This is a genomic window from Prolixibacter sp. SD074, assembly GCF_009617895.1.
Classification (GTDB): Bacteria; Bacteroidota; Bacteroidia; order Bacteroidales; family Prolixibacteraceae; genus Prolixibacter.
On the sequence record NZ_BLAW01000001.1, the window covers coordinates 2,513,750 to 2,526,960 of the forward strand.

The 13,211-nt window shown below is 39.6% G+C and carries 12 protein-coding genes; 1 reads left to right on the top strand and 11 read right to left on the bottom strand.

Annotated elements, in window-relative coordinates; translation table 11 throughout:
• Positions 1 to 49 precede the first annotated feature (49 nt).
• The 6 genes from GJU82_RS10870 to GJU82_RS10895 form a co-directional block, all read right to left on the bottom strand.
• The gene (locus GJU82_RS10870; RefSeq protein WP_153632165.1) at positions 50 to 202 is read right to left on the bottom strand and encodes a bacteriocin; all 153 of its coding nucleotides are present in this window, start codon (positions 200 to 202) and stop codon (positions 50 to 52) included.
• A 74-nt stretch (positions 203 to 276) separates the two neighbouring features.
• Complete coding sequence (locus GJU82_RS10875; protein ID WP_153632166.1) at positions 277 to 609, bottom strand: hypothetical protein; 333 nt, start codon at positions 607 to 609, stop codon at positions 277 to 279.
• Between the two features lie 60 nt (positions 610 to 669).
• Complete coding sequence (locus tag GJU82_RS10880) at positions 670 to 1,938, bottom strand: transposase (protein WP_194830920.1); 1,269 nt, start codon at positions 1,936 to 1,938, stop codon at positions 670 to 672.
• Between the two features lie 150 nt (positions 1,939 to 2,088).
• On the bottom strand, positions 2,089 to 3,009 hold the full coding sequence (locus tag GJU82_RS10885; protein ID WP_153630358.1) for an IS1595 family transposase: 921 nt from the start codon (positions 3,007 to 3,009) through the stop codon (positions 2,089 to 2,091).
• 39 nt (positions 3,010 to 3,048) lie between these two features.
• Complete coding sequence (locus GJU82_RS10890) at positions 3,049 to 5,220, bottom strand: peptidase domain-containing ABC transporter (RefSeq protein ID WP_153632167.1); 2,172 nt, start codon at positions 5,218 to 5,220, stop codon at positions 3,049 to 3,051.
• A 14-nt stretch (positions 5,221 to 5,234) separates the two neighbouring features.
• Positions 5,235 to 6,389, bottom strand: a complete 1,155-nt coding sequence (locus tag GJU82_RS10895) for an HlyD family secretion protein (RefSeq protein ID WP_153632168.1) — start codon at positions 6,387 to 6,389, stop codon at positions 5,235 to 5,237.
• A gap of 874 nt (positions 6,390 to 7,263) precedes the next feature.
• Between GJU82_RS10895 and GJU82_RS10900 the strand changes: the two genes are divergently transcribed.
• A complete protein-coding gene (locus GJU82_RS10900; protein WP_153632169.1) occupies positions 7,264 to 7,401 on the top strand; it encodes a hypothetical protein in 138 nt (45 codons plus the stop codon).
• A gap of 155 nt (positions 7,402 to 7,556) precedes the next feature.
• Here the strand turns inward: GJU82_RS10900 and GJU82_RS10905 are convergent, their stop codons facing one another.
• The 5 genes from GJU82_RS10905 to GJU82_RS10920 all read right to left on the bottom strand — a co-directional run bounded on the left by GJU82_RS10905 (position 7,557) and on the right by GJU82_RS10920 (position 13,211).
• Complete coding sequence (locus GJU82_RS10905) at positions 7,557 to 8,945, bottom strand: CPBP family glutamic-type intramembrane protease (protein WP_153632170.1); 1,389 nt, start codon at positions 8,943 to 8,945, stop codon at positions 7,557 to 7,559.
• Between the two features lie 363 nt (positions 8,946 to 9,308).
• Positions 9,309 to 9,668, bottom strand: coding sequence for a hypothetical protein (locus GJU82_RS10910; protein ID WP_153632171.1), 360 nt, complete (start codon positions 9,666 to 9,668; stop codon positions 9,309 to 9,311).
• A gap of 67 nt (positions 9,669 to 9,735) precedes the next feature.
• Positions 9,736 to 10,170 (bottom strand): ATP-binding cassette domain-containing protein, encoded by a 435-nt coding sequence (locus GJU82_RS17690; RefSeq protein WP_255473964.1) that lies wholly within the window; start codon positions 10,168 to 10,170, stop codon positions 9,736 to 9,738.
• Positions 10,140 to 11,918 (bottom strand): peptidase domain-containing ABC transporter, encoded by a 1,779-nt coding sequence (locus tag GJU82_RS10915; RefSeq protein ID WP_255473965.1) that lies wholly within the window; start codon positions 11,916 to 11,918, stop codon positions 10,140 to 10,142. The genes GJU82_RS17690 and GJU82_RS10915 overlap by 31 nt, the downstream gene beginning before the upstream one ends.
• A 372-nt stretch (positions 11,919 to 12,290) precedes the next feature.
• Positions 12,291 to 13,211, bottom strand: coding sequence for an IS1595 family transposase (locus GJU82_RS10920; RefSeq protein WP_153630358.1), 921 nt, complete (start codon positions 13,209 to 13,211; stop codon positions 12,291 to 12,293).

The following is a 13,211-nucleotide window of genomic DNA, read 5'->3' on the forward strand; positions in this document are numbered from 1 at the left end:
GAGAGGTATAGATTAGGAGGAATCAATCCTCCTAATCTATTTTATGCCACTAAAGCGCAGCGTCTCTTAATTTAATCGTATACGTTCCATCGTTATGGTATATGTATTTCGCATCCCATGATCCATCACCATCAAGATCAATTTTCACAACATAACGACCACCATCAATTTTTTTCAATTCATTTTTATTTAATTCTTTCATAACATAAAAGATTTAATCGCTCTCCTACTCTATTTCAGGCTTTTCGGATTCTGCCTAAGTTTTGTGCACATAACTCACGCCCAAATTAACCGGGGAGCGTGCACAAAAAAAGCACTGTGGAGATTTAGTTTCCAAAAACCGCCTTCTACTTTACTTATGTCCTCTTTCGACAACACCTTGACAGAATAATCCAGCTCCAACTCGTGCCCGTTGCTGAAATAATAACTCCTTTTGATTTTTGAATACCCGACCTCAACTCCCAGTGATTTAATTTCATCGAGGTAGTTAAACAATTGCCTGCGACTGATTCGTAGGTCTCGGGCAAACTCATCGGGTGCCCCTGTCCGTTCCCGTTTGATCAACTGGTTCATTCGCTTTAGCCGTTCCATCTGTTCAAATGCTTTCATAGCTATATGGATTTTAATTTTTTGAATTAGGCATTTAAATAATTTGACCATCTCCCGTTTTTAGTTTTCAAAATTTAGTAAAAGGCTTAACTGTCCGTCATTAGGAGATGGATCTGATTGAGGAAGGAAAGCCCTTGGTGTCATATTGGCCAGCAATACTTTTATTATCGTGCTGATTTTGTAATAGATAAAATTGCGTAGTTCGTACATACGTTCTTTGTTTAGTGTTTTTACCCCACTTTCAAGCAACAGCCTTGTGTGCAGGGATGAAAGCGATGAGTATATGATGCTCATGGCTATTGTCAGTATTGCCAGCATGCTTTGTAAGCCTTCGAATGTTTTGATTTGTATGTCTTCCAGGTTGTAACATTCCTTGATATGTCGGTGGTACTCCTCTATTTTCCACCTAAAACCATAGGCTGTAAATGCTTCTTTGATTACTTCAACAATACTGTCTTTTGGAGAACGTGTCAGTAGCCAGCAATATCCGCCATTGGCCCTTTTGGTTACAACAAGCCAAAGATCATGCATCTTGCCCTTGATTTGATACTGGACCTTTATCGCCCCGCATTCATAGACCAACTGGCGCTTCTTGCTTTTCTGTATCCTTGTAGCCGTTAATTTCATGAACAACGGCACTTTCTGGCTTATTTTGTTCACTGCCATTTCTTCGCCTTTGTACATCAGCTTTGTGGTTTTCTTCAGGCGCAGGTTAAAGTTGCCTTCATTGGCAATAATGAAATCCCTGCAAATGGGACGGTCCATTCCCCGGTCGAATATTGTTGTGACATCTTTGTTAATGATTGCCCCTACTTCGCCCATTGCTTCAAGAACCTCCTTGTTTTCACTTTTTGCGCCATGGTCAAAACTGTAAAGCTTATTGTACAGGGGAGTCATTTCCTGGTCTTTGCTAAAGTGGACAACATTCATCAGCCAATACCCAAGGCCAATGGTTCCTTTATCGCCATCTTTCACATAGTCCAGCCCATCCATCATCTTGGCATATTTCTTTTGGATATCAGAGCCATCGAACAGGATGTAGTCCCCATGACAGATTTTGCTTTTTACACTGTTCATATGTCCCCGGAATAACTTCATGAAAAAATCTTTCTTGTTATAATGGTTCCTAAAGCGCTTGGTCGTCTGGCTCAACGAGATCGTATCGCAAATGCCTGTGGCTATCTTATTGACCAATACTGTACCTGTCTTGAGTATCCCGGTGGTCATTTCCCTGATACATCGGGCTTCCGGTTTTGTTAATTGACCCTCAAGCTTAAGAAAATAGCGACTGATCTTGTTCTGTACCTGTTTTGTTAATACTTTTGACATGAGCTGGTTTTTAGAGATTATTTGCTTTTGTTTGCACAATAAAAATAACCTTTTTAAACCAGCTTTCCTCATATATAAACATCTTTAAACCCCTGATATGACTGGATTGTAGGGCTTGATCAATCCATTTTTCGGGAGATGGTCAAGCATTTAAATAATACTTTGTTTATAAGGGAAGGGCTCTGCATTAACCATTCTGGTTAAAAGGCTATCGAAGATTCTTTCCTTCATATTACTTCGGTTAAACCGGTAGCAGTATTCATCAATATAGGCTTGCAAATTTTCGACTTGGTGGTGCATGCCCCGGAGCCAGCCTTTGAAGCCCATAATACACCTGTGCAAGTCAGGGAAGTTGCCGCCCTTTTTCCCTGAATCAACCTGCACAAGATTACTGAAGTCTTTTACCAAAGGGGAATATCCTCGCCATTTATCTGTCTTTATTTGTGCACTTGTCTCAATGGTCATTTTCATAAACCCACCAAGTTCCTTCGAACTGCTCTGCTTGATGACCTTTCCGTACATACGGCTAACTCCTTTGCCGTTTCTCTCAATGGCAAATACAACCAACTTCTTTTTGCCGTTTTTTCTCCCCACAACCCCTTCTTCCTGGCCGCCGACAACTGTTTCATCAACTTCGGCCTTGCCATCGATTTTATGGTTGCCACTGCTTTCCATGGCTTTCATTACCTTGCCTTTGAACTTCCAGCAGGTCTTTTGTCTTAACCCAAGCTTTCTGCTTAGTTCCGTACTGCTGATCCCTTTTTTACTCGTACTTACATAATAAACAATGTAAAAGGCCTTTAATACCGAGAACTTTAACTGGTGAAACAATGTCCCGCTCGTTGGGGAGGAGATTCGGTGGCAACTGGTACACTGTCTGTCGAATAGGCGCTTTCCGTTACAATAATTGGTGTGTCCACAATTGGGGCAAACAAAGCCAGTCCCCCATTTTAGTTCAGTCAAATATTGATAACAAGAATCTTCGTCAGGGAAACGTTCCTGAAACTCAAAAATAGTAAGGCTTCTGAATTTGTTCTCCATTTTTATAATATTTCCCCCTAAAGTAGACATTTCTATTGTATTTACAAAGAGCCTAATTCAATTAATTTTTTAACTGACTTTCAATTGCCCGACTAGCGGCATTTGCCGCTTCCACATGTGATAGTAGTAGCCTTCCCTTTTGTAAAGGGTTGTATGATCTCCTTTTTCGATGATTTGCCCTTCTCTCAATACGATAATTTCATCGGCATCCACTACTGTACTTAACCGGTGTGCAATCAATATGACCGTCTTGCCATCCGCAATTAACTCATGGATTGTTTCCTGCACGACTTGTTCCGACTCCGAATCGAGGTTAGAGGTGGCTTCATCCATTATCAGGATGTGAGGCTGACGGTATAGTGCACGGGCAATGGCCAGTCGTTGCTTTTGTCCGCCAGATAAGGTAGCGCCGTTCTCTCCCAGGTAGGTTTGAAATCCGTTAGGCAGTTTTTCAATAAAATCTATAATGGCCAACTGCTTACACACTTTCACCAGCCTCTCCATATCAGGAGCTACTTCGCCAACGGCAATATTCTCGACCACATTCCCGGCAAACAGTTGAAGATTTTGCGGAACAATTCCTACCATATTCCGGAGGCTTTCGGAACTGGCATAACGAATATTTACATCTCCGATGAATATCTGCCCGCTGTTTAATGGATAAAGTCCCTGGATTAAAGAAGCAATCGTGCTCTTCCCCGAACCACTCTCGCCAATGATGGCAGTTAACTGCCCCTGCCTTAATCTCAGGTTAAATTCCTCGAAAACATCAGTACGGGTACCATAGCTGAATGAGACATTCTGAAAAACAATGTCGCCACGCATTTCTTCGGTTAGCTCAATGGCATTTTCCATCTCCCCGTCCCGTTCCAGGTCCATAATCTCAAACAAGCGGTCCGCTGCAATTTGGGCATTCTGTATTGTTTTGTTCATTCCAATCAATGAGCTTACCGGCCCGGTGAAATACCCGATGATGGCGTAAAACGACATCAGTTCTCCCGGAGTAATGGTATGGTCAATTACCAGGTAACTGCCGGCCCATAACAGGACAATGGTAAAACTGCGGGTAAGAAATTGCGAGGCATTGCCCGTGAATATGCTGTTCAAACCCGATTTGTATGTACTGTCGAGTAACCGGATAAAACGGGTTTCCGTTTTCAGGTTGTTAAATTCTTCCAGGTTTAACTGCTTTATCGTTTTGACGGAATTGAGCGACTCTACAAGTTGTGTTTCCAGTTCCGCCGCATTTTCCATGATTTTCCGCTCCCGCTTTTTGTTAAGCACATTGGTTCCCCAGTACACCAACGCATAAAGCGGAATAACAATGGCCATAATCAATGCCAGCTTCATACTGTAAATGAACATCAGGGTAAATGAAAAAACGATAATAAAGATATTCACCAACATGGTAATCATGCTGTCGTTGATGAACGCCCGAATCTTGACGGCATCGTTAATACGTGAAATGATTTCACCAGTACGCATGGTATCGAAAAAGCGCTGAGGGAGCTTTAACAAGTGTTTATAATATCCCAGAATTAGACGGGCATCGATTAACTGACCGGTTTTAAGCACAAACACCGTCTGAATGGAACCGATGACAATTTGCAACAGTAAAATAATGACCATTCCCACACTCAGCAGATTGAGCAGATTTCGATTCCCATCCGGAAGAACAAAGTCGGTAATCTTTTGAATATAAATGGATGTCGACAATCCTAAAACCGTGTAAACGATGGCTCCTATCAATGCCTGGACCAAGACTTTCCGGTGCGGATGGAGTAAAAAACGAAAACGGGTGAAAACCGGAACCTTTTCATTCCGGGCAATAAATTCCTGGTTGGGTGACAAAAGGATCAGTACACCAGTCCACATTTCCCTGAATTCCTCATGTGATTTACGATGAATTTGCCCGTCTCCCGGATCCATATATTCTACATAATCTTTTGTGAATTTGTATATCACTACATAATGCTGCAGGACCTTTTTCACAACAACATGCGCAATGGCAGGCAGGGGCACTTCACTCAATGCTTCCACTTCGCCTTTCACCCCCTTGGCCGAAAATCCCAGCTTCTCTGCCGCTTTAATCAAGCCCCAGGCATTTGTTCCCTTTTTATCGGTTCCGGCCCACTGCCGGATTCGTGCTATGGGGATTTTCAATTTATAATGAGACGAAACGGATGCCAGGCAGGCAGCTCCGCAGTCGGTAATATCATGTTGTTTAATCTTCACACTCATATCTCTCTTCAGTTTTAGTTGTTAGCAGTAAGGATTTTAGGGTTCAACCAGTCATCGGCTTTGTCGAATAACATATCGTATAAACTCCGGCGGGTTACTTTAAAACGGGAGGTCAATGTCAGACCATTTTTTAATTCTCCCCGGTAACCAGATTTCAGAGAAAGATACTCCTGACTCAACCGGCACTTTACTTTGAAATAAACCGCATTCTCTTTCTGGTAAGGTTGGTTGGAAATATCAATGATTTTGCCGTGAGCGAGCCCCCACTGATTGTAATTATAAGCATCCACCTGAAAAGCTGCAGACATAGCAGTACGGAGATAACCAATATCTTCGGGCCCCACATAGCATTCCGCAATCAGACTATCGGTTGGTGTGATACTGGCAATGTTTTGATTTGTGAGGATAAAGCTACCTGTATGGATGCCCTGGAAATTGGAAATATATCCAGTTGCCGGGGCAAGTACCACATAAAACCGTTTTTCAAAAGCCAGCTGATCGCGATTATTACTGAGATTCTTTCTTTCAATTTTGTACTGAAAAAGCTTCTGCTGCCAGTCAGCTTTCTTCTGGCTAATGTAAAAATCACGCTCTTTCAGGAGCTGATTCAACTCCAGCTCCTTCTTTTCGAACTCAGCAGCCGCTATCAATTCCTTTTTATACAGCAACTGCGTTCGCTGAAAATCCTTTTTTGTCGTTTCCAGCCTAAGTTTATATCCCATTAATTTCTGCCCGTATTCCTGGTAACTGCTTCGCATCAGGTCGGTATGAAGTTGTGGTTTGCTTTTATGCAACAGGCTTTGAATGTCTTTGATGTAGCCGGAATACAGCTTTATCTTCTCTTCGAGTACCCGTAATTGGTCGGAGATTTTTTCAGGTGCCAGTCGAAGTATCGTGTCTCCTACTGCCACTTTCATATTTTCCATAATAAATACCTTCTCTACCTGCCCGGTTATGGGGGCCTGTATGGTGGTAACCTCCTCCCGTGAACGAATTACGCCCCTTGATTGAACGGTAACATCCACCATAATAAAAGGCAGTAGCACCAAACTGATGAATACCATTCCAACCAGTAGAATATAAATTGCTTTTGAATGCCTGGAAAACCGGAAATAGTGGTTTTCCAATGAGAATTGGATAATTTCTTTGGGAAAAATGTTTTGTTTCATAATCGGTTTACTGGCTTTTAGTTTATTCTTATTGTCCTGTCTTTGTTAGTTTCGGAAACGTCTGGAATCATCATCCTTACAACATCATTTGCTCCTGGCTCCAATAACCATAGCACCCTCTAACCGGAGTACTCCAGGCCACCAGGCAACAGCTCTTATCAGATTCCCATCCCCGAGCTGGAGAAAAATCCTGATAGGAATAGGAAGGTTGGAGCCAAAGGACAAATCAGAATTATGGTCTGCTTAATTGGGTTTAGACCAGGAATTGTTCCACATGATGTGAGCTCGCAACAGAAATTTAGGATTGAGACGTATGACGGAGTATAAATTTGCTGGATTTTCCCCCGGAAGAAGGACGTAAATAAATTTGGACAACAAAGTCCTTTGAGTAACAAAGGGCCTTTTTATGCCCGAAATTGCCCGTCCCCCCAGTGACGACTATCCACTTTGGAAAATTACTGTTATTGAATATTCTTCGCATGTAGTATATTTTTAAGATTACACTTCATTATTAACATCAGAAAAGAATCATGGCTGACATGCTTGTGAACCCCTTTATTAAGCTGTCAACCTTTTTCAAATCCTAAAAAAGCTTTCCCTTCAAAATACACATGCTATTCGGGAAAAATTGAAGTGGAGAACTCCTTAAACATCTATCTTCCCGTTGTGTATTAATACCTTTTTTCGGGAAAAGGTTACCCCATTTTTTCGAAAATATTTTGAGAATCACACAACCCACACAGCATAACCCCCAATAACATCCTATTATTCTGCATATTAACCCACAACAACAGGACAAACTACTTTTTAAGGGGCCAGGAACACCAGGGCCTCTTTTCTTATAGCCATCAGGTAAACTGCCATTGGTAACCTGATGGCCGGATTGATTGGGAAATTCTGGGATACCCTGGAACTTTGGCAGTCCTTCCTCATCCTCGTAGTGATGTGCCTGGTCTCCGCAGCCTTTATTTTCATGATCCTGAAAAGGCTGGAAAGAGCATCCGAAGCTTAATCTATATGATTATATTTTTACTGAAAAAGGTCGCTCTGAACCATCGAGCGACCTTTTTTTATTCTATTCAAGTACTAACATCTGTAATTGACTGCCCCAATCAGTTGACGGCCTTTTAAAAGATACACCTGTCCCGTCCTGATTAAATACGATTTTCATTCCCGGGAACTAATATAAAATCTCGTTGTTTTTGTTTCTGTTTTGTTCATATCAAGACCATAATTCCTTGATAGCACCTCCCGAAGTGCCATGATATCATTCTTTGGAATAATGAACGTATGCTCCTCCCTATTATTTGCCAGACTGGTAATCCTCACGTGATACAGCGACTCAATCTTTTCTGCCAAATCGCTTATTGTTGCATCTTTAACAGTAATATTACCTGACTTCGCTTTTATATTTCCCTTGTCAGGCAAACCAGGTATTATTTCTGAATACTGCTTGCAAGTTAATATCCAGTTCCCTGCAGGAATAATAAACAGTTCTCCTTTAAGATTGTATTTCTTAAGTAATCTCCCAATAAGAAAATGACGTGTTTTTGTGTAGCTCATGGGAGTACCTTGAGATTCATTGAGGAATTTTACATTCAAAATCTTTCTTCCTATGGCTGGCTCTTCAAAAAACACTTTTGCGCTATCTGCATTTGCTAACCGGGAAAAAACCGCTTTCATTTTCGTTCCCTCAAACAATATTTCTTCTGGAGATAACTTGTAAGTATTAAAAATACTCTCTCTACCCTCCTCTATTCTTAAATGATAAGCGACAGGAGCAGCTACCTCTGGCGGATATCCTAACACAAGAGCATTTTTATTGGAAGAGAAACCAAGTATCGCCGGATTAATCAATACAATAGGAATGACAGCAAAAACTATGTTGTGTACAATATGCAGTAGCAGGCCCCAACCAAATCCATAACGAACTCTTAAATAACCAATATTCACCCCTAAAAAGAGTTGAGGCGCAACAACAAGCGGAGAAAAAATTAAGAGGGATAGGGTTAGCTTGTAATTTAAAATATGAACTCCACCAAAAACCAAAGCCGTAATACAAAATACAATTAAATAGTTTTTATGCCATTGCTCCTCTATCATGCGATTAATTCTTCCCGAAAAAGCGAAGTATAAGACCAAAAGCAGAACTACCGATGCCCCAATAATGGTCATAAGCGCAGCTGAACAATTCTTTGGAAAGAAGTTTACAATGGGGTAGATAATAATGGCAACAACAGATATGCCTAAATTAACTTTCGTGGGTCGTAGATGTAATCTAAAAACTAACTCCTCAATTAAAGGGATGACTAGCGTAACAGACAACACCCATGAAACCAACATTATCATATTCGGAACATCAGGCTCATTATATAAATTAATATCAAGCCACCCAAAATATTTAACGCTATAGATGACTCCTAACAGTATAGCGACAATAACCACATCCAATCCCAACACAACTAAAAAATTCCAAAGCTTAATCCTGAATCGGAACGTATTCTGCTCCAGATTTGGTTGTAAAAGAAAATCCCAATAATTCTTTAAACTATTCATATGTATATTTCAAATGCTTTAATAGTTTTTCAAAGATAGGTATCCGCCCTTAAAAGAATACATACCCCTGTTACTATACTCATGATATCTGAAACGCCATCACTAAATATCTATTAAAAATAAGTAAATATTTGTAATAAGAAGGAGATCTCAAAATTTAAGAGGGTGTCCGAAAAGTCCAAAGAGCATTTTCAGAACTATCAAATTGTAAGTACAGCTTTAGTTATTTACCCCTAAATCCCCTGAAGGGGACTTTAAGCCTCACCTTTAGGGGAGGTTTGGAGGGGTAAATCCAAGATTGCTTTCAATTTGAAAGTAAACACTTTTCCAATTCAACTTTTCGGACACCCTCTTTTTTAACAATCAATAACCGTATTGCTGCATAATGTAGTCAGTAATTCCAGCTCCAACTGCAATGGTTACTCCTCCAATTATGGCTCCTCCGACTGCACCTCCGACTGTTCCTGCTGGTCCCATTGTGGAACCTGCAGCACCTCCATACATAGCTCCGCTTACTGCTCCACCAGCAGCACCTGCCGCCATTGCAGTGAAAAACTCGCCATAATCAAAAGATTGGTCCTGTCCGGTTACGGTAACCTCATCAAGTAAATAGGTGTATTGCCCATTCATCATAACCCATTGGCCTCCCCCCTTTGCGGCTAGCGCCTCAACGCTCGATAAGGGAGCAAAATCCACTTCAATTAACGATTTTAAACGTTTCATTTTGTTTAATTTAAGTTAAAGATTAATAAATAGTTCATCGATAAACCATATATGATAGACGTCATAATCAATATATTTCATATTGTAAATTATTCAATTGCTTCTTTATTAGCTTTAAATATGCGCTATTCTTTTTAATCAATTCGTCATGTGTTCCTACCTCAGATATCTCTCCATTATCCAACAAAATAATTTGATCCGCATTCTTTATGGTGCTCAATCTATGTGCAATTATTACGGTTGTTTTATTCTTGCAGAATTCATGAAGGTTATTCATAACAACGTATTCTCTGTTAGCATCTAAAGAATTTGTCGCTTCATCCAAGAATACAAAGTCAGGATTATTATAAAACAGTCTCGCAATAAGTATTCTCTGTTTTTGGCCCTGGCTGAGTCCCTGTCCACCAGCACCAATTAACGATTCGTATTTTAAAGGCAATGATTCAACCCACTCCAGTATATTTGCATTCTTTAGTGCTTCGAGAAAGCGATTAAAATCCACATTCTTATCCCAAGCAATACATTGTTTCTAATTGTATCAGAAAACAGGAATCCACTTTGCAAAACTGCCCCACAATATGCTCTCCATACTGAATTTTTAATGCTCGTGAAATGAGTATCCCCAACTTTAATGGAACCCGTTGTCGGTTCAATAAACTTAAGCAACAGCTTTACTAATGTTGTTTTTCCGCTCCCACTCTCTCCAACAATTGCAGTTACCTTATTCTTAGGAATCTCAAGACTAACATTTTTAAGAACGAATGGAGATTCCGGACCTTCGTACTGAAAACTAACATCTTTCAGATGTATCGAACTAGTTTTAATTTTCCAGTTAATGGAATTTGAACTTTTCTCCTCATCTTCAGTATCATGAACCTCACTCAATCGCTCTACACTTATCTTCGCATCTTGATGTGAATAGGCTAACGAAATAAAAGCTTTAATAGGACCTTGCAATTGTCCGATTATAAACTGAACTGACATCATCATCCCTAAACTCATCTCACCATCAATCACAGCCTTCGCCGAGATAAATGAAATCAGAACGTTCTTTAAGCTATTAATTAATAAAGAGCCGGATGATTGAATCTGCCCCCAAGTTAATATCTTTATCCCCAGTTTAAATTTTTTTGCTTGTATATTTTCCCATTCCCACCTTTTTACCTGCTCTATATTATTTAATTTTATTTCTTCAATCCCATTAAAAAGCTGAAGCAAAACATTCTTACTCTTTGAATTAAGATCAAATTTCTTAAAATCAAATTGTCTCCTCTTTTTCATAAAGATCAATATCCAGGCCACATATGATATATTGCCCAACAAGAAGACAGAGAACAAAACCACATTATAATAAAGCAATATAATGCTAAATATTATAAAATTAATAATAGAAATAACAATAGTAAATAACGAACCGGTAATATAAGATTGTATTCTGGAATTATCTCCCATTCGCTGAAGAATGTCTCCAACTGACTTTGTCTCAAAAAAAGAAAGTGGAAGCTTTAAAAGCTTTTGTAAAAAATCAGAGATAAACTCTATGCTGATTTTGGTTCCAACATGCAAACCGATCCAGCTTTGTATAAAACTGACAAATGCACCTCCAATAATAAGTAATATCTGAGATAGCAGAATCAGGTAAATAAATTCCATATTTTTACCACTAATTCCAACATCGACGAGTGATTGGGTAAAAAAAGGAGTGACTAAACTAACTAAACTGGAAAAAATTAGAGCAAAAAATATTTGATAGAGAAGTTTTCGATGAGGTTGTAAATACCTAAAAAAATAGGTCCAGCTTTTAGTCCCTGGTTCATCAATTTCATAAAAATGAGGAGTGGGCTCAGCAAACAGTACATATCCAACATCTGCACCATTAGGGAGCCATTTTCTTTTAAAATCATCAACACTATATGATAATCTTCCCTTCTTAGGATCAGCAACGAAAACTTTACCCTTTTTAATTTTATATACAATAACAAAGTGATTTTTCTCCCAGTGTACAATCACTGGTAGTGGAGCTCGAAGTACCAAGTCTTCAAATTGCATTTTTATAGCAAGTGTCCGAAACCCGATATCTTCAGCAGCCCTGGCAATATCAAACAGTGAAACACCTTCCCGTGTTATGTAACAGCGATCGCGCAGGTATTTTAATGAAAAGTTTTTTTGATGGTACCTTGATACAATTTTAAGACAAGCAGGGCCACAGTCCATTTGGTCATATTGTATATAGCTAGAAAATTTTATCATATTTTACAAAAAGATAATTCCATTTTTTATAATCCTGGGATTAGTAAATATTATCAAAAAGTGAATATCTATCATTTGGGATAAAAACCATAATCCATGTGTTGTTCTGATACAAAGCTCAACTAAGACATATGAAAACCAAGAACCGGTTAACGAATTAGGAAATCATCGCGATCTATAAGGATCGGTTATGTTGTTTCCGTTCTATCTTTTTCAACAAAAATATTCCAACAACTACCACAACAATAGCCAAACAGTAGGTAAGGATACTAATCGACAGCTTATCAAGAGAAACTGCAACAGGTTTGGAATCAACAATCATACTAAATAAATTCAACAATGAATGAATAATAATACAATTGAATTAGGCATTTAAATAATACTTTGTTTATAAGGGAAGGGCTCTGCATTAACCATTCTGGTTAAAAGGCTATCGAAGATTCTTTCCTTCATATTACTTCGGTTAAACCGGTAGCAGTATTCATCAATATAGGCTTGCAAATTTTCGACTTGGTGGTGCATGCCCCGGAGCCAGCCTTTGAAGCCCATAATACACCTGTGCAAGTCAGGGAAGTTGCCGCCCTTTTTCCCTGAATCAACCTGCACAAGATTACTGAAGTCTTTTACCAAAGGGGAATATCCTCGCCATTTATCTGTCTTTATTTGTGCACTTGTCTCAATGGTCATTTTCATAAACCCACCAAGTTCCTTCGAACTGCTCTGCTTGATGACCTTTCCGTACATACGGCTAACTCCTTTGCCGTTTCTCTCAATGGCAAATACAACCAACTTCTTTTTGCCGTTTTTTCTCCCCACAACCCCTTCTTCCTGGCCGCCGACAACTGTTTCATCAACTTCGGCCTTGCCATCGATTTTATGGTTGCCACTGCTTTCCATGGCTTTCATTACCTTGCCTTTGAACTTCCAGCAGGTCTTTTGTCTTAACCCAAGCTTTCTGCTTAGTTCCGTACTGCTGATCCCTTTTTTACTCGTACTTACATAATAAACAATGTAAAAGGCCTTTAATACCGAGAACTTTAACTGGTGAAACAATGTCCCGCTCGTTGGGGAGGAGATTCGGTGGCAACTGGTACACTGTCTGTCGAATAGGCGCTTTCCGTTACAATAATTGGTGTGTCCACAATTGGGGCAAACAAAGCCAGTCCCCCATTTTAGTTCAGTCAAATATTGATAACAAGAATCTTCGTCAGGGAAACGTTCCTGAAACTCAAAAATAGTAAGGCTTCTGAATTTGTTCTCCATTTTTATAATATTTCCCCCTAAAGTAGACAT

Coding starts and splice junctions, on each gene's coding strand:
- GJU82_RS10870 (WP_153632165.1), bottom strand. CDS start 202: ATGAAAGAATTAAATAAAAATGAATTGAAAAAAATTGATGGTGGTCGT.
- GJU82_RS10895 (WP_153632168.1), bottom strand. CDS start 6,389: ATGAAACAAAACATTTTTCCCAAAGAAATTATCCAATTCTCATTGGAA.
- GJU82_RS10885 (WP_153630358.1), bottom strand. CDS start 3,009: ATGTCTACTTTAGGGGGAAATATTATAAAAATGGAGAACAAATTCAGA.
- GJU82_RS10900 (WP_153632169.1), top strand. CDS start 7,264: ATGGCCGGATTGATTGGGAAATTCTGGGATACCCTGGAACTTTGGCAG.
- GJU82_RS10890 (WP_153632167.1), bottom strand. CDS start 5,220: ATGAGTGTGAAGATTAAACAACATGATATTACCGACTGCGGAGCTGCC.
- GJU82_RS10905 (WP_153632170.1), bottom strand. CDS start 8,945: ATGAATAGTTTAAAGAATTATTGGGATTTTCTTTTACAACCAAATCTG.
- GJU82_RS10880 (WP_194830920.1), bottom strand. CDS start 1,938: ATGTCAAAAGTATTAACAAAACAGGTACAGAACAAGATCAGTCGCTAT.
- GJU82_RS10920 (WP_153630358.1), bottom strand. CDS start 13,211: ATGTCTACTTTAGGGGGAAATATTATAAAAATGGAGAACAAATTCAGA.
- GJU82_RS10910 (WP_153632171.1), bottom strand. CDS start 9,668: ATGAAACGTTTAAAATCGTTAATTGAAGTGGATTTTGCTCCCTTATCG.
- GJU82_RS10875 (WP_153632166.1), bottom strand. CDS start 609: ATGAAAGCATTTGAACAGATGGAACGGCTAAAGCGAATGAACCAGTTG.
- GJU82_RS10915 (WP_255473965.1), bottom strand. CDS start 11,918: ATGATAAAATTTTCTAGCTATATACAATATGACCAAATGGACTGTGGC.